Annotated in this window: 17 protein-coding genes and 1 CRISPR repeat array; of the genes, 5 read left to right on the top strand and 12 right to left on the bottom strand. The window is 59.9% G+C overall.

Annotated elements, in window-relative coordinates; genetic code table 11:
• Positions 1–278: 278 nt before the first annotated feature.
• A CRISPR array of direct repeats spans positions 279–1,048; the repeat unit is 37 nt; unit sequence CTCGCAGACCATATTCCATTAAAACAAGGATTAAGAC.
• Between the two features lie 208 nt (positions 1,049–1,256).
• Positions 1,257–3,083 carry an alpha-1,3-galactosidase B gene (locus tag QZR17_RS06130; protein ID WP_297128985.1) on the top strand — a complete coding sequence of 609 codons (1,827 nt, stop codon included), beginning with the start codon at positions 1,257–1,259 and terminating at the stop codon, positions 3,081–3,083.
• Here the strand turns inward: QZR17_RS06130 and QZR17_RS06125 are convergent.
• Positions 3,016–3,459 (bottom strand): nucleoside deaminase, encoded by a 444-nt coding sequence (locus QZR17_RS06125; RefSeq protein WP_297128982.1) that lies wholly within the window; start codon positions 3,457–3,459, stop codon positions 3,016–3,018. The two genes, QZR17_RS06130 and QZR17_RS06125, sit on opposite strands and share 68 nt — an antisense overlap.
• An 8-nt stretch (positions 3,460–3,467) precedes the next feature.
• Positions 3,468–4,946 (bottom strand): HD domain-containing protein, encoded by a 1,479-nt coding sequence (locus tag QZR17_RS06120; protein WP_297128980.1) that lies wholly within the window; start codon positions 4,944–4,946, stop codon positions 3,468–3,470.
• Between the two features lie 316 nt (positions 4,947–5,262).
• Between QZR17_RS06120 and QZR17_RS06115 the strand changes: the two genes are divergently transcribed.
• Entirely contained in the window at positions 5,263–5,703 is a 441-nt protein-coding gene (locus QZR17_RS06115) for a BT0820 family HAD-type phosphatase (protein WP_296159712.1), read from the top strand.
• A 149-nt stretch (positions 5,704–5,852) separates the two neighbouring features.
• Here QZR17_RS06115 and QZR17_RS06110 read toward each other — a convergent pair whose 3' ends face one another.
• The 5 genes from QZR17_RS06110 to QZR17_RS06090 form a co-directional block, all read right to left on the bottom strand.
• Positions 5,853–6,317, bottom strand: a complete 465-nt coding sequence (locus QZR17_RS06110; protein ID WP_297128977.1) for a hypothetical protein — start codon at positions 6,315–6,317, stop codon at positions 5,853–5,855.
• 18 nt (positions 6,318–6,335) lie between these two features.
• Positions 6,336–7,439: a redox-regulated ATPase YchF gene (ychF, locus tag QZR17_RS06105; RefSeq protein WP_297128974.1), complete on the bottom strand. Its 1,104-nt coding sequence runs from the start codon at positions 7,437–7,439 to the stop codon at positions 6,336–6,338.
• A gap of 27 nt (positions 7,440–7,466) precedes the next feature.
• Positions 7,467–10,118, bottom strand: a complete 2,652-nt coding sequence (lon, locus tag QZR17_RS06100; RefSeq protein WP_297128971.1) for an endopeptidase La — start codon at positions 10,116–10,118, stop codon at positions 7,467–7,469.
• Positions 10,119–10,226: 108 nt separating this feature from the next.
• A complete protein-coding gene (locus QZR17_RS06095) occupies positions 10,227–10,949 on the bottom strand; it encodes a DNA repair protein RecO C-terminal domain-containing protein (protein WP_297128968.1) in 723 nt (240 codons plus the stop codon).
• Between the two features lie 33 nt (positions 10,950–10,982).
• Positions 10,983–12,440, bottom strand: a complete 1,458-nt coding sequence (locus tag QZR17_RS06090; RefSeq protein WP_297128965.1) for an aminoacyl-histidine dipeptidase — start codon at positions 12,438–12,440, stop codon at positions 10,983–10,985.
• 465 nt (positions 12,441–12,905) lie between these two features.
• Here QZR17_RS06090 and QZR17_RS06085 point away from each other — a divergent pair, with 465 nt between their 5' ends.
• The gene (locus QZR17_RS06085) at positions 12,906–13,316 is read left to right on the top strand and encodes a DUF1573 domain-containing protein (RefSeq protein ID WP_070464027.1); all 411 of its coding nucleotides are present in this window, start codon (positions 12,906–12,908) and stop codon (positions 13,314–13,316) included.
• 70 nt (positions 13,317–13,386) lie between these two features.
• Here QZR17_RS06085 and QZR17_RS06080 read toward each other — a convergent pair whose 3' ends face one another.
• From QZR17_RS06080 to polA, 4 genes are all read right to left on the bottom strand, one after another.
• Positions 13,387–15,345, bottom strand: coding sequence for a nucleoside-diphosphate sugar epimerase/dehydratase (locus QZR17_RS06080; protein WP_297128962.1), 1,959 nt, complete (start codon positions 15,343–15,345; stop codon positions 13,387–13,389).
• A 301-nt stretch (positions 15,346–15,646) separates the two neighbouring features.
• On the bottom strand, positions 15,647–16,438 hold the full coding sequence (locus QZR17_RS06075) for a biotin--[acetyl-CoA-carboxylase] ligase (RefSeq protein WP_297128959.1): 792 nt from the start codon (positions 16,436–16,438) through the stop codon (positions 15,647–15,649).
• Positions 16,435–18,933, bottom strand: coding sequence for a hypothetical protein (locus QZR17_RS06070; protein ID WP_297128956.1), 2,499 nt, complete (start codon positions 18,931–18,933; stop codon positions 16,435–16,437). Before QZR17_RS06070 ends, QZR17_RS06075 begins: the two co-directional genes overlap by 4 nt.
• A gap of 453 nt (positions 18,934–19,386) precedes the next feature.
• Positions 19,387–22,179: a DNA polymerase I gene (gene polA / locus QZR17_RS06065; protein ID WP_297128953.1), complete on the bottom strand. Its 2,793-nt coding sequence runs from the start codon at positions 22,177–22,179 to the stop codon at positions 19,387–19,389.
• 225 nt (positions 22,180–22,404) lie between these two features.
• Between polA and rpsA the strand changes: the two genes are divergently transcribed.
• Positions 22,405–24,201 carry a 30S ribosomal protein S1 gene (gene rpsA, locus QZR17_RS06060; protein WP_297128950.1) on the top strand — a complete coding sequence of 599 codons (1,797 nt, stop codon included), beginning with the start codon at positions 22,405–22,407 and terminating at the stop codon, positions 24,199–24,201.
• 97 nt (positions 24,202–24,298) lie between these two features.
• Here rpsA and QZR17_RS06055 read toward each other — a convergent pair whose 3' ends face one another.
• Entirely contained in the window at positions 24,299–24,499 is a 201-nt protein-coding gene (locus QZR17_RS06055) for a hypothetical protein (protein ID WP_296164967.1), read from the bottom strand.
• Positions 24,500–25,710: 1,211 nt separating this feature from the next.
• Between QZR17_RS06055 and QZR17_RS06050 the strand changes: the two genes are divergently transcribed.
• Positions 25,711–25,921: DUF3575 domain-containing protein (locus QZR17_RS06050; RefSeq protein ID WP_297128947.1), on the top strand; the 211-nt coding region annotated here is incomplete at its 3' end.

Raw genomic sequence — 25,921 nt, 5'->3', positions numbered from 1 at the left:
TCCCAACGGGGCTTCGCCCCTGCGGGATCGACAGGCGGTGGCATATCGCTGAGGATGACGCACTTGAGCAATACAGAAGCCAATTAAACGGGTTATCGGCGAGGGTGAAAATGACCAAAAACCCAAAAATTGTAAGGTGGAGATGGCGCGTTGTACAATCAATTCAAAAAACCTTTGTATATTTGCACTCAGAGGTACATGTTTTCCCTCAAAATTTTAGGGTTCTGCGGTTTTTTCGGTCGTAAAGGGCTCACATACAGATCTTCACAGATTTGACCCTCGCAGACCATATTCCATTAAAACAAGGATTAAGACACACGAGTTTCTACAGTCTCATGTTCCTGAGACTGACTCGCAGACCATATTCCATTAAAACAAGGATTAAGACACAGTTCTCAACAGTACGAAGCGATTTGTTTATGTCTCGCAGACCATATTCCATTAAAACAAGGATTAAGACAAGCGGAAGACCATTGTCATCCACAACGGGAACCTCGCAGACCATATTCCATTAAAACAAGGATTAAGACCCAGCTGAGAGATAATTGTAGATATGATATGAACAACTCGCAGACCATATTCCATTAAAACAAGGATTAAGACGGAAAGAATAGAAAGCATCTCCTCCAATGGAATGGAGGAGCTCGCAGACCATATTCCATTAAAACAAGGATTAAGACTCCAGAAATAGGAGCATAAGAGCTCCCAGAGGATGCCCTCGCAGACCATATTCCATTAAAACAAGGATTAAGGCTCCATGTCGTAATCCCATTCTGGACGAGCAAATTTGCTCGCAGACCATATTCCATTAAAACAAGGATTAAGACATTTGGCTTTAGGATTTCTACTTTTGCTTTAAGCTTCTCGCAGACCATATTCCATTAAAACAAGGATTAAGACAACTCCACCTTGCCCCCTCCGTCACCTCGAGTGGCGCTCGCAGACCATATTCCATTAAAACAAGGATTAAGACCTCTAAAGCCACGGTCCATCTCTATCCTAAGACCCCTACTCGCAGACCATATTCCATTAAAACAAGGATTTATGTCGGGGGGGCATCCGAACCGTCCGGTCTGTCCCGCAGACCACAACATCGCTCATATCCGCATAGGGCAACCCCCTTGCGGGTCGCAGACGGAGCTATGTGCATCCGATGCGACCCACAAGGGTCGAGAGAACCCCCTCTCGCAGATCGCTGAGAGGGCTGTCGGTTGTTCGCTTTTTGGCTACTTTTGCCGATGGGGTAATTGAGAAGTATGAAGAAAAGAAAGATTGGCACCATAGTAGCCACGTGGGTGCTCAGTATCGTGGTGGGGCTGAGCCTCACAGCGCAGGAAGCAAGCATCACGACCCTCGAGGCGGCTGACTGTGGGATGCGTCCCGTGAGCGGTCAGGATAGCGGGAGAGGCTTCGCAGCGCTACTGCAGCAGGCGAGAGAGGTTTCCGCCAGGGGCGACAGTCTCGTCATCCACTTCGCTCCGGGCGTCTACACGATCCGGGAGCAATCGCTCCCCCGAGAGACCCTTTTTATCTCCAATCACGACCACGTCGCGGAGAGAGCGGTGGCGCTATTCCTGTACAATCTGCACCATACCCGCATCGAGGCAAAGGGGGTCACCTTCCTCCTCCATGGGCAGCTGCTCCCGGTGGTGATCAAGGGGTGTGGCGACCTGACGCTCTCGGGGCTGACGCTGGACTACCCGGCACCGACGCTCACCCAGCTGGAGATCCTCGCCGTGGAGGGCGACGAGGTGGTGGCAAGACTGCCGGAGGAGACGCGGTTTCGCATCGAGGATAATGGCAAGATCTTGCTGCTACTCGGGGAGGGGCGGGAGAGTCGGGTGAGCTATGCGCTTCCTTTCTCGTCCGATGGGCATATGAAGGCGGGTCGGGCGGATGTCGCCTTTGACCCCCACTCCATCCGGCAGCTGGATGAGCACCGGGTGGAGATCAAGGGCTGGGCGGAGGCACCTCACCTTGAGGTGGGGGACCGGTATGCCCTGAGGAGCGGGGCACGACCCACGCCGGCGATCACGGTGATCGACTCGGAGCGGATCGGGCTGGAGGGCGTGACGGTCCACTTTGCCGACGGGATGGGGCTGGTGGCACAGGACACGCGAGACATCTCACTGGATCACTTTGCCGTCAAGCGGCGGGAGGGGAGCGAGCGGTACTTCACCCTCCAGGCCGATGCCACCCACTTCTCCAACTGTCGCGGTCACATACGATCCGTCAACGGACTCTATGAGGGTATGGCAGACGATGCGATCAACGTCCACGGCGTCTACCTGCGGGTGGACAGCCTGCTCCCGGACAGAAGCGTGCTTGCCACCTTTGCGCACCCGCAGGCATTTGGTCTCACCTGGGGCTCCGTCGGGGATACGGTCCGGCTCGTAGACCGAGAGACGCTGCTCCCGCTGCTGACGACGACGATCAGTGCGATCTCGGCAAAGGACCCGCACCACAAGGTCATCCGACTGAGCGACCCCCTCCCCGATGACCTGCCTGCCGAGATGGCCCTTGAGAATTACTCCGCCATGCCCTCCGTGTACTTTGCCAATAACGTCGTGCGGGACAATCGGGCTAGAGGAGCCCTCTTCTCGACCCATCGTCGGGTCATCTGCCGGGACAATCTCTTTGACCACACCCACGGCAGTGCGATCCTCCTGAGTGGCGATGCGAATGGGTGGTACGAGAGTGGTCCGTGCGAGGAGGTGCTGATCACGGGCAACCGCTTCGTCAACGCTCTGACGGCAAGGTACCAGTTTACCGAGGGGGTGATCTCCATCTTCCCTGTGCTTAGGAGAGTGGTCCCGGGTAAGTACTACCACGGGCGGGTGGTGGTAGAGGGGAATACCTTTGACACCTTCCCCTCACCGCTGCTCTACGCCCTGTCGGTGAGGGAATTGGTCTGGCGGGACAATCTCGTCCGTCTATCGCACGACTATGCCCCGCTCTTCGACGACCCGAGCAGCCGGCTCATCAACGTCGGCACCGCAGTGGTGGACCGGAGCGCTACCTCTTGTCCCGGAAAAAGCGAGACATCAGCTCCCGGCAGTCGTCCGCAAGGATGCCGGAGGTGACCTCGGTCTTGGGGTGAAGGATCTCCCGGCTGACGGTGGTGAAGCCGACCTTCGGCTCATCGGCGCCCCAGACCAGCCGTGCGGGGCGACACCAGCGGATGGCACCGGCACACATGACGCAGGGCTCTATCGTGACGTAGAGCGTGCAGTCGGTGAGGAGCTTAGCACCGAGATGCCCCTGAGCTGAGGTGAGGGCGATCATCTCCGCATGGGCGGTCACGTCCCTCAGCCCCTCAGTCTGGTTGTGTCCCCTACCGATGATCTCCCCCTCCAGCGAGACCACCACGGCACCTATCGGCACCTCGCCCTCCTCCCGAGCCAGCTCCGCCTCCCGCAGAGCCTCCCGCATCAGCGCCTCATCACTCGGCCTCATCATCCCGTCCATTACTCGAGGGGAAGGGGCTTAGTGGGCGTCAGCCCCAGTTCGTCCTTTGCCCACTGCTCCATATACCCGAGCGCCTCCCGGCGGTCGTTGTGGATCAGACCATCGAGGATCGCATTCTTGATCGCCTCCTTGATCTGTCCCACGGCGGAGCAGGGCTCCAGCTCGTAGAGGTCCATGATCTCCCGCCCATCCACGGGGGGCTGAAAGTTTCGGATCCGATCCTTCTCCTCGATCTCCCTGAGCTTCTCCCGGACGATGGCGAAGTTATTGAGATACCGCTCCACCTTACGCGGGTTCTTACTCGTCAGGTCGCTCTCGCAGAGTAGCATCAGGTCCTCTATGTCGTCTCCGGCATCAAAGAGGAGCCGCCTCACGGCCGAGTCGGTCACACCGTCGTCTGCCAGCTGCGCCGGGCGCATATGGAGGGAGACCAACTTGCGGACATACTTCAGTCGCTCATCGGTGGGAAACTTCGCCCGACGGAAGATCTTAGGCAGCATCCGCTGACCCAGGTAGTCGTGGTTGTGAAAGGTCCAGCCGCCGCGGACAAATTGCTTGGACCTCGGCTTACCTATATCGTGGAAGAGTGCCGCCATCCGCAGCCGGAGGGAGTCGCTCCGCTCTGCCACATTATCCACCACCTGGAGGGTGTGGTAAAAATTGTCCTTGTGCCCCACCCCGTCCTGCGTCTCGGCGCCCTGCAGTGCCGACACCTCGGGTAGGTAAATGTCCATCAGCCCGGTGCGGTACATCAGGTCAAGCCCTATGGAGGGCTTCCGGCAGGCCATGATCTTCATAAACTCGCCCTCGATCCGGTCCGCCGAGACGATCCGCAGCCGATCGGCATTTCGCCGAATCGCTGCCAGCATATCCGGGGGAATGGTGAAGTGGAGCTGGGTGGCAAAGCGCACCGCCCGCATCATCCGCAGCGGGTCGTCGGAGAAGGTGATGTCCGGATCAAGGGGCGTGCGGATGATCCCCATGCTGAGGTCCCTCAGCCCCTCGAAGGGGTCGTGGAGCGTCCCCGCCTCCGGACCGGTCACGGTGACAGAGAGCACGTTGATCGTGAAGTCCCGCCGCGCCTCGTCCTCCGCAAAGGTCCCCTCCGACACCTCCGGCTTGCGTGACTCCTCCGTATAGCTCTCCCGACGTGCACCGACAAACTCGAGCTCCCGACCCCGATACTTCACCTGAGCGGTGCGGAAGTTGCGGAAAATAGTCGCCTGAGATCCTCGCCCCAGCAGCTCCGAGATGCGATCAGCCACCCGCTCGCAGTCCCCCTCGAGGACAAAGTCCAGGTCCGTCGTCGGTCGGTCGATGATCAGGTCGCGCACCGCACCACCGACCAAGCGTATCTCCACGCCGGTCTCCGCCGCCGCCTGGTCCAGCACCTCCAGCAGGTCCCGACCTATCAGTAGCTGAATATCCTCCCACAGAGGTCTCTCTATCGTCTCTCTTGTGATCACGTCTTGTCTCATCTCGTTAGGGTAGACCTTTTTTATGTAGCAAAAAAGGTCTGGCGCCAAGGAAGCCAAGGCTCTCCGGGCATGACCCATACAGAAAAGCACCTCAGGGGCAAGAGGATGAGCGAGAGGTGCGGTGCTCGCCTTTGCGACCGAGCCTGCCTCTCCGGAGTCCTCGTGTAAGGTATGGTGTATGGGTTCTTCGATGACAAAGGTAACCATTTTGCCCCATCAGTGGTGGAGCGAGAGGAAATCTCTTTCCCCCTCTCACCTGCACGAGACGAACCACCTCGGGAAGAGAAATGAGGAGAAAAGGCTTAACTTTGCACCCATGATTATAGCAGTAGACTTTGATGGCACCATAGTGGAGCACAAGTACCCCGCTATCGGTGACGAGATACCCGGTGCGGTCGAGACCCTGAGGCAGCTGATCCGCGATGGTCATCGGCTGATCCTCTGGTCGGTACGTGAGGGGGCTTTGCTGGACGATGCCGTCCGCTGGTGCGAGGAGCGAGGGATCACCTTCTACTCCATCAATAAGGACTTCCCTGAGGAGCGGGAGGAGGACAGGCACTTCAGCCGCAAGCTCAAGGCCGACCTCTTCATCGACGACCGCAACCTCGGCGGTCTCCCGGACTGGCAGGTGATCTACCAGATGGTCGCCTCGGGTCACCCACACCATCCTCTCCACGTCACCACGGTGATCGACACGGAGCAGGCGGAGATGATGAAGCGGTACAAGAAGTCCCGCCATCGGGGCCGCTTCTTCTGAGGCTCGCGCGTAGTCTTATCGGACGCATCGGACGGCGCGCCATACTGGCACCCGACCCGTGCGTCTTGTCCGATAGAGCATTGATTTTCCCCCCTCTCCTGCGGGGGGAAAATTCTTTTACCGGTTTAGTGTGACGCCTGAGCGGGGGTCTACCGGGTCTCGTCGGCGGGGCGGTGCCCCTTATGGAGGATGTAGGAGAGGCGCTCCACGACAACGCAGAGCATAGGCGTAGCAATGAGGATCGTGCGCAGGGCTATGGGTGAGAGCCGGTTCGTCCGACCCATACAGGCGATCAGCACCAGCAGGAGGGAATGGAGGTGGAAGAGGATCGGGTACTGCCTCCAGATGAACGCCCGATCAGGCAGCAGGCGGTCACGACCAATGATCCGCCGGAGCAGCCGGATCACCGCAAGGGCACTGACGAGCGCCACGACGGAGTGCCACAGTGGCACCACACCTATAGGGGTGAGGTACAGCGCCGTCAGGGCTAAGAAAAACTCACAGACCCAGAGGTACAGGGTGCGGCTGTGTCGGCTCCGCCCGCTGATCGTGCCACCGAGATAGACGATGGCGAGCAGCAGTGGTACGACGAAGTAGTAGCCGATCCGGTCCATAGGGCTGCTGAGAGGCGATCAGACGTTGAATCGGAAGTTCATGATGTCGCCATCCTGCACGACATAGTCCTTTCCCTCGATATTGAGCTTGCCGGCCTCCTTGACCGCCTGCTCACTCCGGAGGGCGATGAAGTCGTCGTACTTAATCACCTCGGCGCAGATAAATCCGCGCTCAAAGTCGGAGTGGATCACGCCCGCCGCCTGCGGGGCCTTGCTCCCCCTCGGGTAGGTCCAGGCGCGCACCTCCTTCTTCCCCTCCGTGAAGTAGGTCTCCAGTCCCAGCAGCGCATAGGCGGTCCGGATCAGGCGCGAGACGCCGCTATCCGAGAGCCCTGCCGCCTCGAGGAACTCTTGTCGCTCCTCGTAGGTGTCCAGCTCAGCGATGTCCGCCTCCATCTGAGCCGCCATCACCATCACCTGCGCCTCCTCGTCCTTCACCTCCTCACGCACAGCATCGACGTAGGCATTGCCACTCACGGCATCGTCGTCGGTAACGTTGCAGACGTAGAGGACCGGCTTAGCGGTGAGGAGGAAGAGCTCACGGAAGCACTTCCCCTCCTCGCTGTCGGGGTCGATGTCGAGGGTGCGGGCATTTTTCCCCGCCTCGAGGATCGGCTTGACCTGCTTGAGGACGCTCAGCATCGCCTTGGCGTGCGGGTCGCCACCGGAGGCGGTATGCTCCGCCTTTTTCCACCGGCCCTCGATCGTCTCGAGGTCCTTGAGCTGCAGCTCGGTGTCCACCACCTCCTTGTCCCTCACCGGGTCTATCGTTCCATCGACGTGTACGATATTGGGGTCCTCAAAGCAGCGAAGCACATGGATGATCGCATCGGTCTCGCGGATGTTGGCGAGGAATTGGTTGCCCAGTCCCTCGCCCTTGCTGGCACCGCGCACGAGACCGGCGATGTCTACGATCTCCACCGTCGTCGGGACGATGCGCTCCGGGTCGACGATCTCGGCGAGGGCATTGAGCCGCTTATCCGGCACGGTGATCGTGCCGAGGTTGGGCTCAATGGTGCAGAAGGGGAAGTTGGCCGACTGCGCCTTGGCATTGGAGAGCGAATTGAAGAGAGTGGACTTGCCGACATTGGGCAGCCCGATGATACCGCACTTGAGTGACATGGGTCTTGATTGCTTGATTGGGTGGTGTCAGATCTTTTCCGAGGGAGTGTCGATGGGCGCCTTCAGCTCCATCATCTTGCGCTGCCGCTCACGCGCCTCGGTGACGCGCTTCATCAGGTCGACCGGGTGATCCACCTGCTTGTCGGAGAGGGCGGCATCGATCACTTCGCTGATGTCGCGGACGTAGACGAAGGTGAGGTCCTCGAGGTACTCCGCCTTGATCTCGTCGATGTCCTTCTTATTCTCCTCACAGAGGATCAGCGTCTTGATGCCGGCGCGCTTGGCGGCGAGGATCTTCTCCTTGATACCCCCCACGGGGAGCACCTTGCCGCGCAGCGTGATCTCACCCGTCATGGCGATGTGGGGCTTGACCTGGCGCTGGGTGAGCGTGGAGATGAGCGAGGTGACGATGGTGATGCCGGCGGAGGGGCCGTCCTTGGGGATCGCGCCCTCCGGCACGTGGATGTGGAGGTCCCAGTAGTCGAAGAGGTCCGCATCGATGCCGTACATGTCGGCGTGGCTCTTGACATACTCGAGGGCGAGGGTGGCGCTCTCCTTCATCACCTCGCCGAGGTTGCCGGTCATACTGAGCCTCCCCTGGCGAGAGGGGATGGCGGCACTCTCCACGAGGAGGATCACACCGCCGACGCTGGTCCAGGCGAGACCGGTGACGACACCGGCGTACCTATTGCCCTCATACTTCTCCTGCTTGTATTTCTCCGGACCGATCAGCTCGGGGAGATCGGAGGGGGAGACGGTGACGGGGAAGAAGGTGCGCGCCCGCTCGCGCATCTGGTCCTCCTTGGTGAGACGGATCTCCTTCCCCTCCGCATCAGTACGGGTCTCGGGGATCTCCCGTGCCTGAGCCTCAGGGCTCTCAGCATGCTCCATCGCCTGCTTGGCGAGCTTGCGGAGGAGCTCACGGATGCGCTTGTCGAGCTGACGCACACCGCTCTCGAGGGTATAGTCCTCGATCAGCCGGTCGATGGTCCGCTTGGAGAACTTCACGTCGCCCTTCCTCAGCCCGATCTGGTCGAGCGAGTTGGGGATCAGGTGTCGCTTGGCGATCTCCACCTTCTCCTCCGGGATGTAGCCGCTCACCTCGATCATCTCCATACGGTCCCGCAGGGGGCCAGGAATCTCACCGACGTTATTGGCCGTGGCGATGAAGAGCGCCCGGCTGAGGTCGTAGTCGAGGTCGAGGTAATTGTCGTGGAAGGTATTATTCTGCTCCGGGTCGAGCACCTCGAGGAGGGCGCTGGAGGGGTCGCCCTTGTAGTCGTTGGCGAGCTTGTCCACCTCGTCGAGGACGAAGACGGGATTGCCCGAGCCGGCCTTGAGGAAGCCCTTGATGATCCGTCCCGGCATCGCCCCTATGTAGGTGCGGCGGTGACCGCGGATCTCCGCCTCATCGTGCATGCCGCCGAGGGAGATCCGGACATACTTCCGCCCGAGAGCGCGGGCGATACTCTTGCCGAGGGAGGTCTTACCCACTCCGGGAGGGCCGTAGAGGCAGAGGATCGGGGCGTGGAGGTTGCCCTTGAGCTTCAGCACCGAAAGATGCTCGAGGATGCGCTCCTTGACCTTCTCGAGGCCGAAGTGGTCCTTGTCGAGGATGCGCTGGGCAGTCTGGATATTGAAGTTATCCTTCGTCACCTTATCCCAGGGCAGGTCGAGGATCGTCTGGCAGTACTGCAGCTGGACACTGTAGTCCGGGCTCTGGGTGCTCATATGCCGCAGCTTGGAGACCTCCTTGCGGAAGGTCTCGCCCACCTCGCGGGGCCACTTTTTCTTAGCCCCCTTGGCGAGCATCATCGTGATCTGGTCCTCGTCGTCGTCGGAGAGCTCCTTGCGGATCTGCTGCATCTGCTGCTGGAGGAAGTAGTCCCTCTGCTGCTTGTCCATCTCGCTCCGAGTCTGGAGGCGGATCTTCTGCCGCAGGGTCTGCAGCTCAGCCATCTGATTGAGGATCGGGAGGAGGAGGAAGCCGCGCTGCTTCATGTCCGACGTGAGGAGGAGCTGGATCTTCTGCTCCTGCTCCTCGGGGAAGTTGCTGGCGCTGAAGTTGATGATCACCGTAGGGTCCTGCAGCCGGTGGGCCGAAGCGATGAAGGGCTTGGGCACATCGCCCTTAAAGATCAGGAGCTGGATCATCACCTCCTTGATCGTCATGGCGAGGGCGCGATACTCCATATCGCTCTCGTCCGGCTCCGTCTCGGGGCTGAGGGTGTAGGAGGCCTTGACAAAGGGGGTGACGCTCACGAAGTCGCCCAGCCGCACGCGGACCTTACCCTGCATCACGACGGTAAGCATCCCATCTCCCATATCGGCCACATGCATCACCTCAGCGATGATGCCGTAGTCGATCAGGTCCTCGCGGGTCGGCTCCTCGATGGTCGGGTCCTTCTGCGTCGCCACGAGGATATGCTTATTCTCCGCCGAGGAGAGATAGTCGAGGAGACGCTTCGACTTATCCCGACCGACGATGAGCGGCATCGCCACGTAGGGGAAGATCTGGTCTGTGCGCATCGGCAGGAGCGGCAGCACATCCGGCAGCTCGCGTATGTCCTCCTCGAAGTCCAGTCTCTCGTCGTACTCAGGCAGTATCATAGGCATCATTTGCGGTCTCTGCGGAGTGTCGTCGTCCTCCTCGAGCTCTATATCATCGATATCAAACATGCTGAACGTCAGTTCTGTTACGGCATAGCAACACATACCTACGCCAATAGTGTGCAAAGGTACCAATAATTGACCACAGCCCTACCTCCCACACTGCCCCACGTCACCTCAGGAGAGGAGCTGGCGGAGGATGGCGGGGGACTTGAGGGTCCCCATCTCAGGGAAGTGGTAGGTCATGTAGTCGAGGAGCAGCGTCATCAGGCTATTTCGCTCCTCCCTGGAGAGAGGGATGGCGAGCGGATCGGGGTCGGTGATAAAGCGGTAGAGGAGCGCCGCCTTGCCCGTCTCTGCCCCTTCGCTGCGGCTCCTCGGTGCGCGGAAGAGTCCCTCCTGCAGGTCGAGAACGTCACCGGAGCGGTACTCCTCGTACCGGGGCAGGATCCCGAGGTGGTGGCAAAGGCCGATCATCAGCCGCAGATGCCACGAGGCGCGCGCCGTCTCGCGGATCCGGTCGAGGTCGGCGAGAGTCTCCCGGAGGTAGCCGTAGAGCGCTCGGTCCGGCGAGGCAGAGCGGAGGAGCCGGTGGAGCAGCTCGGTGGCAAAGAGGGCGAGGGCATTGGCGGAGGGGTCGACGCCCGGCGCCGAGAGGAGCTGCACGATCGTCGTCCCTCGGGGGATGAAGACCTCCCGCATACTCCGGTAGTCAATCGTGGTGCGGACGACGGAGAGGGGGATAAAAAGGGCTCTCGCCCCACCAGCTGTCTTGCGGCCGGCGGGACGAGAGGCTCTCAGGGACAGCGACCCGAAGAGGTCACTGTATATATGTATCATGTAAGCGGTGTCGGAGAAGCGTACCGCTGTGAGGACGATGGCTTCGATCTCAGTCGTCATGGGACCCTTGCGGAGCGCCCTCTCGCTGGTGCGTCAGAGTTTCTCCAGCATCCGTACGACGAGGTCGTATGCCTGACCGACGGTGTCGATCTTGACACGCTCGTCGGGGCTGTGCGGGTGGAGGATCGTCGGTCCTACAGAGACCATATCGGTCTCGGGGGCGATGCCCTGGAAGAGCCCGGTCTCCAGTCCGCCGTGGATGATCTGGAGCTTAGGCTCAGCCTTGAAGAGCTCCTTATACGCCTCCTTCGTCACGTCCAGCAGGTGGGACTGCGCATTGGGCTGCCAGCCGGTGTAGGAGCCACTCAGCTCCACCTCGGCACCGATCAGCTCAAAGGCACTGCAGACCATGTCGGCGACCATCTCCTTGCGGCTCTCGCTGGAGCTGCGGACGAGGAACTTAGCGTGTACCTCACCCTCCTCGATGCTGAGGATCGCAAGATTGGACGACGCCTCGGTGGTGCCGGGGAAGTCTACGAGGGTAGAGGCGACACCATTGTGCACCGCACTGATGGCGAGGATCACCGCATCGCGAACCTCTCGGGGCATGACCTTCTTCGGCTCCTCCTCGATCGGAGTGATGGCAAAGGTGATGTGATTCTCCACCTGACCATACTCGGCATTGAAGAGGCACTCCCACTCCTCGACCATCTTGACGAGGGTGTCTGCCTTCTCCCCCTCCTTGACGCAGACGATCGCCTTAGCCTCGCGGGGGATAGCATTGCGGAGCGTGCCGGCATCGACGGAGGCGATGTCGAGGTTTGTCTCCTGGACGGCGTGCTTGAGGAAGCGGAAGAGCATCTTCACGGCATTGCCACGACCGAGGTTGATGTCCACGCCGGAGTGGCCGCCCTTGAGGCCCGAGAGGGAGAGCTCGTAGGCGATGGCGCTCTTCTTTGCCTTCTCCTCCTTATAGCCGAGTGTTGCGGTGACATCCACACCGCCGGCGCAGCCGATGAAGATCTCGCCCATCATCTCGGAGTCGAGGTTGATGAGGTACTTACCCTTGATGTCTCCGGCGACCAGCTCGTGTGCACCGATCATACCCTCCTCCTCATCGACGGTGAAGATCGCCTCGATGGGGCCGTGCTTCAGCGTCTTATCCTCGAGGATCGCCAGCGTGATCGCATCCCCAATGCCATCATCGGCACCGAGAGTGGTGTCGCGTGCGGTGACCCACTCGCCATCGATGTAGGCATCGATCGGGTCCTTCACAAAGTCGTGATCCAACTCGGGAGTCTTCTGTGGCACCATATCCATATGGGACTGGAGGGTCACCATCGCGTGATCCTCATACCCCTCAGAGGCGGGCTTGTAGATAAATACGTTACCTGCCTCAGTGCGGCGGGTCTCGAGACCGAGCTCCTTACCGACGCCGGCGATATACTTCGAGATCTCCTCGCAGTGGTGGGTGGGGCGGGGATGCTGGGTGAAGGCGTGGAAATGCTTCCAGACCAATTCGGGCTTCAGATTTTTGATTTCCTCAGACATACAGATGTGAGTTATTGGTTTCTTGGTTTCATGATTTTCTCAAAGGTACAAAAAAACTCTCCTACCACCCACAGAGATGCCTAGGGGGAGGGCGCTCCCACCACAATTCCCTCATCTGCAGGGGCAAGTCTAATACCGATATTAGACAGACGGCTGAGGAGGGGGCACCAAAGGGGTCCGTGAGAGAGGGGTGACGCATTTGAGTAGCACAGAAGTCCATCAACTCATTACGAAGAGTGGGGAACGAAGCACCCCCTGCGGGATCGGCAGTCGGGTGCATTAGGAGAGGGATCTCCCGCCACAGATCTCCTCTGCATAGCTGTAAAGATCTAATGCGTCCCCCCTGCCCGTGAGAGAGCAGGAGAGTATGGCCTACGAATAATTTCGTACCTTTGTCACTACACGTAAGGTAGCTCCGTATCGGTAGTTGCTCATAATCAGATAATAATGGAAAGAAATAACATGATGAAAAGAAGTACACTTTACCTGCTCTCCCTGCTTGTGCTGAGCCTCTTCGGGGCGACGGCCATGGCACAGGGGCTGCAGCAAGATGACAGCAAGAAGGCTGCGATCGAGTTTGTCGAGTCGGAGCATGACTTCGGCACCATCAGCGAGGGTGACGGACCGGTCACCTACGTCTTCACCCTTAAGAATGTCGGCAATGCGCCCCTCGTCCTCACCCGTGTGATCTCGAGCTGTGGCTGCACCACGCCCTCATTCTCCAAGGATCCGATCGCTCCGGGTAAGGAGGGTAAGGTGACCGTCACCTACGATCCCACGGGACGCATCTACCCCTTCGTCAAGACCATCTCGGTCTACAGCAATGGCAAGAAGGGACCATCCGTCCTCACCATTCGTGGAGAGGTGGTCAAGTAACAGATCAACTAAACAAGAAAAGGGGCTGCATTGTCATGGCGACAACGCAGCCCCTTTTTCGTGTATACCATCACTTGGAGCGGTGGAGCTCCTCATCGATCTTCTGGAAGGGAGAGTTATTGGAGACAAACTCCGGGATCAGCACCTTGAGCTCGCGAACCGCCTCCTCGGTCTGGAAGTTCCGAGCGGTGTCTATGATCTTAGCGACCTGAGCGCTGACGGCATCGTAGTCACTGGGTCGGATGTTGGCGATGCGGATCTTATCGACTGTGGTAGGCTCAGTATTCTCCGCCGTGGCCAGCACCTCCTCGTAGAGCTTCTCACCGGGGCGAAGTCCGGAGTAGACGATCTGGATGTCCCTGTCCGGCTCAAATCCTGAGAGGCGAATCATCCGACGCGCGAGGTCATCGATCTTGTGTGCCTCGCCCATATCGAAGACGAAAATCTGTGGTCTCTCCGCCATCGTGCTCGCCTGCAGGACGAGACTGCACGCCTCGGGGATGCTCATGAAGAAGCGGACAATATCCTTGTGCGTCACCGTCACAGGTCCTCCGGAGGCGATCTGCCGACGGAAGAGCCCGATCACGGAGCCGTTGCTGCCGAGGACGTTGCCGAAGCGGGTGGTGATGAAGATCGTCTTCCCCTCCACGTTTCCTTCCTGGATCGCCTTGCCGAGGCTCTGGATATACATCTCACAGGCGCGCTTGCAGGCACCCATGACGTTAGTCGGATTGACCGCCTTGTCCGTGGAGATCATCACCATGCGCTCAGCTCCATACTTGACGCACATATCGGCGATGTTGCGCGTGCCGGAGAGATTGGCGAGGACGGACTCGCAGGGATGCTCCTCCATCAGTGGTACGTGCTTGTAGGCAGCGGCATGGAGGACGATATCCGGGCGGTATCGGTCAAAGACGATCTCCACCTTCTCCCTATTTCGGACATCCCCGATCATCGGCACGAGGTCAAGGTCGGGGTAGTCGTGCTCCAGCTCTAAGCGGATCTCGTGGAGGGGCGACTCTGCCATCTCGAGGAGGATCAGCCGGCGGACGCCATAGGAGGCGATCTGTCGGGCGATCTCACTCCCGATACTGCCGGCAGCGCCGGTCACCATGACGACCTTGCCCTCGTAGAGCTGGCGGACTGCCCCATTATCCTGATGGATGGTGTCGCGGAAGAGGAGGTCCTCGATCCGGATCTTACGGACACTCTCCAGCGCGATCGTGTCACTGCTCGCCTCGGAGACAGCAGGCAGGAGGTAGGTCTCCAGATGGATCGACTCGCAGTCCTGCACTACCTTCTCCCCTTCACCGAGGAAGTCCCTTCGGTCCGTGAAGAGGATTCCATCGAGACTCTTGGAGCGCTTGAGGAGGTACAGGTCGTTACGCCCGGCTACGTGATAGATCCGGTGACCATTGATCTCGTGACCGGCCACCGCCTGATCATTGGTCACGAAGCCCATCATCCGGTAGGTCGTGCTCCCCTCGATGAGGGAGGAGACACCGGGTGAGTTGCTCTTCACACCATAGACCATGACCCGCTTACGGCTGATCGGTCCATCGGTACTGACGAGGAGACGGCGGGCGAGGAAGACCATCACCCCACGGAGTGCAAGGGCGATAAGGTAGGTGAAGATCACGTAGCTCCCGCAGTAGAAGAGGATCACCTTGGGCGAGAAGGTGAGGTGAAGGAGCGTGACGTTGATCACATAGAGGGTGAGGAGGGAGATGGATGCATTGATGAGCGTGGAGATCAGGAGATTGAAGCTCACCCTGAGCGTCGTAAAGCGGAAGATCTGCTTATGGACCCCTGTGAGGAAGTCGGCGACAGTGGCACCGACAGCCACAGCAGCCAAGCTGGCTGGGACTAAAGTCCGCAGTGCAACCTCGGGCATGCCGACAAAGTAGCGTGTGGCGAGAGCGGCAAGAACGGCGCAGAAGAGTGCCGTGATGATGTCGATCGCAAGCACGATCCATCGATTGAGATAAGATCGCGATAGGGACGAGAGAAGACTTCGCTTGCTTGTCATAATAATATTCACTCCATAGACCTGAGGTCTGGCTCACAGCCCCATCGACCTTACGATGGCACCCCACGAGTGCAGTTTCACTTTAACAACTCTACAAAGGTAAGTAAAAAAGGGTCACTCGAAACACTCACTACAATACTGAGCCATCGGATCGTCTCCCTACGAGGGTCGATCAAGTCTGGGAGCCGTCAGCGGAAGTTCGTTGCAGCTTTCATCCCTATATAATATGGGATCTCCTGATGATCGCAGAGCATCTGTCGGGAAATGGCGGTCGGAGGCACCTCAAAGAGAGGGACGTCCCTCACAGACCCAGGTTGAGGGAGGCGGTGAGGACCATCGAGACCTCCCGGAAGGCGTAGAGCGATCGGCGCCCCGTGGGCAGCTCGCGGATCAGGATCCGACCGTCGGGCCTCACCCCCTCGATCATCCCGTAGAAGGTCTCGCCGGAGGGTCGAGCAAAGCGGGCCACCTCTCCCCGTCCAAAGAGACTGCGGTGATACTCCGCTCGTAGTCGGCTAACCGGTCGACTCCGCCACTCCTCGAGCGCCTCAAGGATCTCGTAGACCAGTCGGTCGTGCCAACCGTCACCGGTGAGGGGTGTTACGCCGAGCCGACGCTGCTCTATGGCTATCGAGGTGGGTGGCGTCGGATAGCCCTCACCGAAGTGCTCCTGCAGGACATTGACCCCGATGCCGACGACGCTTGCGTCGAGGCGAGAGGAGGAGAAGGTGTTCTCGATCAGGATGCCGCAGATCTTTCGCCCGCCGACGAGGAGGTCGTTAGGCCACTTCACCTTCACTTCCGCCCCGGGGGGAAGCTCGCGCAGGAGCGCCTGTCTCACGGCAAGGGCGGTGAGGATATTGAGGTCAAAGAGCGTCCCCCCGTCCTCCATCAGGTCACCCGGGTGAAGGAGCAGGGTCATCGTGAGGTTTTGCCCCGCCGTCGCCTCCCAGCGATGACCGGGCTGACCGCGCCCTGCAGTCTGATCGGTGGCGGTGATGACCGTGTACTCCTCCAGGTCCGGCTCCTCTGCGAGACGTCGCCGGAGGTAGCTATTGGTGGAGTCGACCTGAGCCAGATGGATCTGCCTCACGCCTCACGTTTCTCATCCCTCCGCCGGTGATGATGGTAGAGGAGCCCGCTCACAACTATCACCAGTAGCAGCACGCCGTAGGAGGCGTAGGCGGTTGTCTCGGTGACCTGCAGGGTCTTGGGGTCAAAGGTGAGGACCACCTCATGCTCCCCCGCCGGGACGACGAGACCGCGGAGCAGGTAGTCGACCCGAAGGATCTTCGCCTCCTCGCCATCGATGCGCGCCTCCCAGCCGTGCGGGTAGTAGATCTCCGAGAGCACCGCCAGACCGGCATGCGCATTGGAGGTCCTGTAGACCAGCCGGTCAGGAGCGTAGTCGGTGAGCGTCACCGTGGATAGGCTGTCCCGGAGAGTGCCGGTGGGCAAGCCCCCGACAAGCGACTTGTCCACCACCGCCACTCGGTCGAGCGGCAGCTGCCCAAGCGCATCGTACTCTTCCTTTGGACCGGTGACCGTATGGATGTCGGAGACAAACCATCCGTCTCCGTACGCCTCCGGGTCGACCACGAGCCGCTGACCGGTGACGCTGTCGGGCACGATGTAGTACTTCGTATTGAGCGCCCGGAGGACATTCCGATCCAGCTTGGAGAGATAGCCGGTGATCAGGTCCTGATAGCGACCCAACTTGGCCGCATTATAGCCCCCTATGGAGCGGTGGTAGTAGGAGGTGGTGGCGTCATTAAAGGTATCGACCGACAGGTTCATCACCCTCGCCTCGGAGGGATCGCTGAGGATCTGCTCGTCCACCGGTGTCTTCTCCTGCACCCTCGCCGTAATGTCGGTCCGCGGGTGGTACATGGAGTCATTGAGGTACCTCTTGTCCACCGTCCAGAGATCGACGAGGCAGAGCAGTGTCACCAGTGCCAGCGTCGGCATCGGCTTCACCTTTTTCTTATAGAGAAGGAGCAGGATGCCCATCCCCACGAGGAGATAGATCAGCGACCGCAGCGCATCGGCCCTGAAGATCGCCGTCCGGACGCTCTTGAGGTCCTCGACCGCATCGATCAGCTGTGGCATCTGTGCGAGGTAGGGAGCGAGTGCCTGCTGCTCCATCTGCGACGTGAAGGAGCCGCCGATGGAGGGGAAGAGGTACGCCAGTAGCGCCACACTGACCGTCAGCACGCTCGCCGTGATCGTCGCTCCCCTGTCAGTCTTCAGCCTATCCGGCTGCCGCAGGATCAGTGCCAGGCCCCAGACGGCAAAGAGCGGTATCGTCAGCTCCGGGACCACTAAGATCGACGAGGGGGTGCGGAACTTATTGTAGAGCGGCACGTGGTCGATGAAGAAATTTGTCAGCCCGGGGAAGTTGTGCCCCCACGAGAGCAGGAGGCAGAGGAGGGAGACCGCCAGCAGCGCCCACTTCATCGGGCCCTTACCCGCCACCATGCCGAAGAGCGCAAGCCACAGGACAAAGGCACCCACGTAGACCGGTCCCGCCGTGAAGGGCTGATCGCCCCAGTAGCGGTTTTGCTGTGCCACGAAGGCTCTACTCTCCATCCGCGCCTTGCTCAGCGCCGGCTCATCGTAGCCGATGGCGCCGCTTGCGCCTCCCTTGGCATCCGGGATCAGCAGCGTCAGCGTCTCATCTACGCCGTAGCTCCAGGCGGTGATATAGTCCCGTGAGAGCCCCTTGGAGGAGGCTTCACCCGTGCCCTCCGTTGCGATGGCGCTCCCCCCGCGCATCGTCTCCTGCTGTAGCTCCCAGGTATGGTAGAGACCCGAACCATTGAGCCCCAGCCCGACGACGCCCCCCAGCGTCACCGCCAGCAGCGCCTTGCCAAAGTGCTTCCACTCCCCCTGACGACCGGCCTCCACCGCCCACGCGATGATCATACCCGCCATGAGGAAGGCGAAGTAGTAGCTCATCTGGTAGTGATTGCAGAGGATCTGCAGCCCCGTGAAGACCGCCATGACGATAAATCCCAAGCGGTAGTATCGTCGGTGGAAGGCGTAGACCAGCCCCGCGATCGTCGGTGGGATGAAGGCGAGGGTGGTGAGCTTCCAGATGTGCCCCGCCTGTATCAGGATCAGGAAGTAGGAGGAGAAGGTCCAGAGGATCGCCCCAAAGACCGAGAGCCCCCGCCTCAGCCCCCAGCTCCGCATGAAGAGGTATCCCCCGAGGAGCATCATCAGGAGGAGGTAGGTGTCGCCCGGCATCAGGTCGATCGGCCACTCGAGCCGGAGGAGACTCCGCAGCGTCACAAGGGGTGCCTGAGAGTCGTAGTCTGGGCGGATCTGGTAGGTGGGCATCCCCCCAAAGAGGCTGCCCGTCCAGCGGGACCACTCTCCGGTCTCCTTATGGTAGTCGACCACATCCCGTCCCGTACCCTGCGAGGCGGCTCCGTCCACCTGGTAGAGCACCCGGTCCTCAAAGGCCGCGGGATAGAAGTAGGCATAAGAAAGTCCCACAAAGAGCACCAGCGACAGGAGTACGTAAAACCACTCCTGCCTGTACCACTTCTTCCTCGTCTCGCGCTCGGTCATTGTCTCCGTCATAGTCTCTTGGCTTATTGTTTCTTCCGACAAAGATAGACAGAAGTTCAGACCTACATAGTCGACCTCAGCTAAGGGATAGGGGTGACGCATTTGAGCGGTACTGCAAAGAAGTGATAATCCCTGCCGGGATGCATCGCCTAGCGATCCCGCAGGGGCAGAGCCCCGGAGGGATCGTCGGCTTTTAGCCCGGGTGTCGAGGCACGAAGTGCCGATGACCCCGGGAAAGAGGACCTCCGGATAGATATACGACCCCGCCAGGGTGTCGCACTTATCAGGGAGCCTGATCCACGGGTCTTCGGGGCTACGCCCTTTGACCGGTGGCTATGGAGCGGGCACCCGCAAGGGGTGCTTCGTCCCCCACCCTTCACAATGAGTTGAATGACTTATGTAAAGCTCAAATGCGCCGCTCCTGCCCCCCGGACTTACCCCACACAGGGGAGTACGCATGAGAGGTCAGTGGGCCTCGAGCCAATTCTCGCCCACGCCGACATCGGCGACGAGCGGGACAGAGAGCGAGGGGAGCACCTGCTCCATCTTCTCCTTGACCATCGCCACGAGCCGCTCGCGCTCATCGCCCGGCACGGTGAAGCAGAGCTCGTCGTGCACCTGCAGGATCATCTGCGAGCGGAAGCCCTCCTCCCGCAGGCGTCGCGCCACCCGGACCATCGCCACCTTGATGATGTCGGCGGCGGTGCCCTGGATAGGGGCGTTGATCGCCATACGCTCGGCGTTGGCGACGAGGTTGCGATTACGAGAGTTGATATTCTGTATGTACCGCCGGCGTCCGAAGAGGGTATCGACGTAGCCATCCTTATGCGCCTGCTCGATGGTCTTGTCGATGTAGCGCTTCACGCCGGGGAAGGAACTGAAGTAGCCGTCGATCAGCTCCTTCGCCTCGCCTCGCGGGATGCCCAGCCTCGCCGAGAGACCAAAGGCGGAGATACCGTAGATGATGCCGAAGTTGGCAGTCTTCGCCTTCCGCCGCATCTCCCCCGTCACCTCCTCTTCGGGGATGCCGAAGATCTTGGCTGCCGTGGCGGCGTGGATGTCCGCCCCGTGGCGAAACGCCTCTATCAGTGAGGTGTCTCCGCTCAGGTGCGCCATCAGTCGCAGCTCCACCTGGGAGTAGTCGGCGCTGACGAAGAGGTCCCCGGCGGCGGGATCGTTTGCCGTGAAGGCCTTGCGTATCTCCCGCCCCTGCTCGTCCCGCACCGGGATATTCTGTAGGTTGGGGTCGCTCGAGGAGAGCCTGCCGGTCGCTGTCTTCGCCTGATGATAGGTGGTATGGATGCGCCCGGTCACCGGATTGACCATCATCGGCAGCGGGAGGAGGTAGGTATTGACCAGCTTGGAGAGCCCTCGGTAGTCGAGGATCAGCCGCACGGCAGGGTGCCGGTCGGCTACCATCTCCAGGTCCTCCTCCCGTGTGGAGTACTGCCCCGTGCGAGTCTTCTTGGGCTTCTCGCTCAGCCCTAAGCGCCCGAAGAGGAAGTCGCCCACCTCCTTCGGGGAGTTGATATTCACCGGATCCCCCAGGGTGTACCTCTGGAAGTCCTCCTCTATCCGCTCCAGCTCCGTCGACAGGTCTACGATCGCACTCTGGAGCAGATCGACATCGACCCGCACACCCGCCTGCTCCATCTCCAGCAGCACGCCCGCGAGGGGCATCTCGATGTCATAGAAGAGCGACCTCAGGTGCTCCTCGCCCTCGATCCGCGGTCGGAGGTGGTGGTAGAGCTGCAGCGTCAGGTCGGCATCCTCGGCAGCGTAGGGCAGCACCTCCCTCGGATCCACCTGACGCATATTCCTCTGCTTACTGCCCTTGCCGATCAGCTGCTCGATCGGGATCGGGCGGTACCGCAGGAGCGTCTCCGAGAGGTGGTCCAGCCCGTGGCGCGCCTCCGGGTCGAGGAGGTAGTGCGCCAGCATCGTGTCCCACAGTGGCGGAACGGCGTGGAGGTCGTAGCGGGAGAGGAACTTGAGGTCAAACTTTCCATTCTGCGCCACCTTCACCTTCTCCGGGTCGGAGAAAAAGGGAGCCAAGGGTCTCAGCAGCGCCTTCGCCTCCTCCATATCCTCCGGCAGAGGGAGGTACCACGCCTCGTGCGGGCGCACGGCGACCGAGATCCCCACGAGGTGGTCCTGCATCCCGTCCAGCCCGTCCGTCTCGGTGTCGAAGGAGAAGGCCTCAGCCCCCGAGAGAGCCTCGAGGAGCCCCTTCATCTCCTCCTCCCCCGTGATCAGGGTGTAGCTGTGCTCCACGGTAGAGAGGTCGCCGACCGAGTCCTCCACCGGGGGCTCTGCTGCCGCCTCCACGGGGGTGAGGTCAAAGAGGGTTCGCCGAGGTGTGGGCACCGGAGACTCGTCCAGCAGTGCCTTCTTCTTGGAGCGGAAGTCCAGCTCGTCATAGAGGTCCACCAGTCGCTGCAGATCCTGAGCGCCACGCGTCATCTCCTCGAGGGAGACCTCTATCGGCACATCGGTGACGATGGTGACGAGGTGGCGGGACGCCTCCAGCTGCTCCCGATGCTCGAGGAGATTCTCCTTCATCTTCCCCTTCAGCTCATCGATATGGTCGTAGATCCCCTCGATGGAGCCATAGGCCCGCAGGAGATCGGCGGCACGCTTCTTCCCTATCCCCGGCACGCCCGGCACGTTATCCGACGCATCCCCCATCAGCGCCAGGAAGTCCCGCACCTGCGTCTCGTCGGTGAGGTCGTGCTTTGCCGCCACCTCCCCCGGTCCCAGGTCGTCAAAGCCGCCCGCCGACCCCGGCGCAAGCATATGCACCCGCTCCGTCACCAGCTGTCCATAGTCCTTATCCGGCGTCACCATCAGCACCTCCAGCTCCGGGTGCGCCTCCGAGAGGTGCGTCGCCAGCGTCCCGATCACGTCGTCCGCCTCGTACCCGGCCACCTCGTAGCTCTGCACGCCGCGCGCCGTGATGATCTCGCGGATATAGGGGAGCGCAAAGGTGATCGCCTCGGGCTGCTTCGCCCGTTGTGCCTTGTACTCCTCGTACTCCTCGCTGCGGAAGGTTCCTCCCGGCGGATCAAAGACCACCGCGAGGTACTCCCCCTCCGCCGCCTCGAGGATCTTGTCAAAGGTGTTGACAAACCCCAGCACCGCCGAGGTGTCCTCGCCCCGGCGATTGAGCATCGGTCGATTGGCAAAGGGGAAGTAGCCCCGATAGATCATCGCAAAGGCGTCGATGAGGTAGAGTCGCTTGGAGGTCTTCTGAGTCATATGGCTATAGAGTAGATGATGATTAGGTAGGAAAGGTACGAAAAAAATAATCGTCCGAACCGGCCCACAGCCCTCCACCGACGGGGCAGGGTTTTAGGATTCAATTATTTACGTTACCTTTGCGCTGTGCTTGTCCACCGATTTCCCGGAGGGAAAGGGGTGGACGGGCATAGTAACGTATTGTTTAACCCTTTTAGAAACATGATAGCCTAGAGCTATTAATGCATGATTACAAAGTACGACGAGACAAAGCCCAACGCGGACTTTGACTGGGACAAGTACAACCGCGAGTCCGACATCTCTGCTGAGCAGCTGGAGGAGGAGAAGAAGAAGTACGCTGAGACCATCCCCAATATCACCGAGGACGAGATCATCTCCGGTAAGGTGATCTCTATGGACAAGCGTGAGGTCAAGGTAGACGTGGGTCTGCGCGCTCCCGCCGTCATCCCCACAAGCGAGTTCCGCTACAATAAGGATCTCAAGGTCGGTGACGAGGTAGAGGTGTACGTCCGCAAGACGGAGTCCAAGGACGGTCGTCCTCTGCTCTCTCACGAGGACGCTATGCGCGACCGTGCTTGGAAGCGCATCGAGGAGGCCCTCGAGTCCAAGGAGACCATCACCGGATACATCGACAAAAGCATCAAGGGTGGTATGCTGGTCAATATCTTTGGTGTCAATGCCTTCCTCCCCGGCTCACAGATCGACGTCCGTCCGATCCGCGACTTCGAGGAGTTTGTCGGCAAGACGATGGAGTTCCGCGTCATCAAGGTCAATCCCGACTATCACAATGTCGTCGTATCGCACAAGGCTCTCATCGAGGAGGAGCTCGAGTCACAGCGTGCCGAGATCATCTCTCACCTCGAGAAGGGTCAGGTACTCGAGGGTACGGTGAAGAACATCACCTCCTACGGTGCCTTCATCGACCTCGGTGGTGTCGATGGTCTGATACACATCACGGACCTCTCCTGGGGTCGTGTCAATAGCCCCGAGGAGGTGGTCGAGATCGGTCAGAAGATCAATGTCGTCGTCCTCGACTACGATGAGGAGCGCAAGCGTATCGCCCTCGGTCTGAAGCAGCTCACCCCCCACCCCTGGGACGCTCTTGAGGAGAGCCTCCAGGTGGGTGACAAGGTGACCGGCAAGGTCGTTGTCCTCACCGACTACGGTGCCTTCGTAGAGGTAAAGCCCGGGGTAGAGGGTCTCGTCCACGTCAGCGAGATGAGCTGGACGAAGCACGTACACCACCCCTCCGACCTGCTTAAGGTAGGCGAGGAGATCGAGTGCGTCATCCTCTCCATCGACCGCGAGGAGCGCAAGATGAGCCTCGGCATCCGCCAGCTCACCCCCGATCCCTGGGAGAGCATCGAGGAGCGCTACCCCATCGGCAGCAAGCACACCGCTGAGGTGCGCAATTTCACCCACTTCGGTATCTTCGTAACCTTCGAGGACGGGATCGATGGTCTGATCCACATCAGCGACCTCTCCTGGACCAAGAAGATCAAGCACCCGAGCGACTTCACCTCCATCGGCTCCAAGATCGATGTCGTGGTCCTGGATGTGGATAAGGAGAGCCGTCGTCTCTCACTCGGCCACAAGCAGTGCACCCCCGATCCCTGGGGCAGCATCGAGGGCGTCTACTCCATCGGCTCTATCCACAAGGGCAAGGTAGGCGAGATCAGCGCACGCGGTGCGGTGATCGAGTTCCCCGAGGAGATCGAGGGCTTCGCACCCCTGAAGCAGCTCACCAAGGAGGACGGCTCTGAGGCCCAGACGGGCGAGGAGCTCAACTTCAAGGTGCTCGAGTTCAATCGCAACGCCAAGCGCATCATCGTCAGCCACACCCGCACCTACGAGGATGCCGCCAAGGGACTCAACGTCGAGGCTACCCCCTCAGACGTGAAGGTCAATAAGAGCGCCACCACCTCTGCCCCCGCAGAGAAGTCTACCCTCGGAGACCTCGACGCCCTCGCCGAGCTCCGCGAGAAGATGGAGGACGCTGAGACCACCGGCGAGCAGGAGTAATCCCTCCCGGTCACAGCCCCAAGCCCTTGACCTAAGGGCATACCAAACCTGTACGAGGACCGTATCCCACACCGGGATGCGGCCCTCTTTTTTTTGCCTACGCCCGGGCGGGTCGGACGAGTCGGACGCCCAGCCCCAGCCCTTCTCGGTCCTCCCTCCAGCTCTCGCTCTCCAGCCCCCCTCCAGCTCTCGCTTTCCAGCCCTCCTCGGTGCTCCTCCAGCTCTCGCTCTCCAGCCCTCCTCGGTGCTCCCCCCAGCTCACGCTCTCCAGCCCTCCTCGGTGCTTCCCCCAGCTCACGCTCTCCAGCCCTCCAGCATCCGTAGGATGCCCGCTCCATAGGCATCGGTCGAGGCACGAAGTGCCGACGACCGATGTATAGGCAGACGCAATGTGCCACCACCCCGCCAGGGGTCGCCGGGAAGTGGGGCTCAGCTCGGCGACACCCTGGCGGGGTCGTGGTGCTAGGGTGGGGCGCTATACATCGGTCACCGCTTCGCGGATGACCGATGCCTATGGAGCGAGCACCCCGGAGGGGTGCACCACCGATCTGCGCTGCCTGGCCCTTTCCGGCTCGGTAGGTATGGTGGCACTCGATCTGCGCTGTCCGACTTGTCCGACTCGTCCGACTCGTCCGATAAGACAGCGCGATATGTCCGATAAGACAGCGCGACTCGTCCGACCCGTCCGATACCCCGGTCTAGAGGGGGGCCATTTCTTTTACCGGTATTAGTGATTACTAATACCGATATTAGAGATCACTAATATCGGTATTAGATTTGACCGATAGCGACTCTGCGAGCCCCAAGGGGTCGAGGATGTATGTTCCGGCTGATCCACGGGTCATCGGGGCTACGCCCCTCGACCTGTGGCTACGAAGCGGGCACCCACAAGGGGTGCAACCCCGCACCTCCGGGATCGGTTGAGGTGGATGGATTTTCCAAAAGCGAGCAGGTGTCCTCTGCGCTGTCCGACCCGTCCGACTTATCCGACTCGTCCGATAGGGATGTGCTGTCCCTCTTTCCCCTTATTTATTATTTTTATTATCTACCTCACCGATCGCCTTTATTCCTCAATAGCTGCGTGTTTTTCGCTTTTTGTCGCTTTTTTGTCGCAGATCTCACTTCTGATGCGCCTTTATCCGGCTTGGTGTTATTCTTTTGGTCGGCATTTTGTATTAAATGCCAACAAGGATATTATTCCGAATTGTCAGAAATATTAATTTTAACATTTAGTAGAAACACACTCTACAAGCGGGATAGCCGTCTCTTGTCATATTTGATTTTCTTGTAAGGCTTGAAAATGTGTGTCAAGTTATAAATAAAGCTTTACCTTTGTCACATGTAAGAGTTCCACTTGATATGGGATCGATTTGTATACAAGGTTGAGTACTTCTCACAGAGGTGAGGCAGAGTGCCACTTTAGTAGCAGATAAGGTATCTCATATCAAGTAATCATAGTCCGTATAGACTCGGCTCGCATGCAATGGCATGCATATTATTATGAAGCAAATGAGAAGAATCGTCTTGACGCTGGCGCTGCTGCTCACAGCTGCACTAGGCGCGCAGGCACAGAAAGTGGCCCTGAAGACCAACGCCCTCCACTGGGCGGTGATGGGCTCCCCCAATGCATCCCTCGAGTTTGCCATGGGCCCCAAGGTGACTCTTGACCTCTACGGAGGGGGCAACCTCTGGAAGTTTGAGAAGCCCCTCGAGGTGCGTC

Source organism: uncultured Porphyromonas sp. (genome assembly GCF_900541275.1).
Classification (GTDB): Bacteria; Bacteroidota; Bacteroidia; order Bacteroidales; family Porphyromonadaceae; genus Porphyromonas_A.
This window is presented reverse-complemented; position numbering and strand designations above follow the sequence as displayed.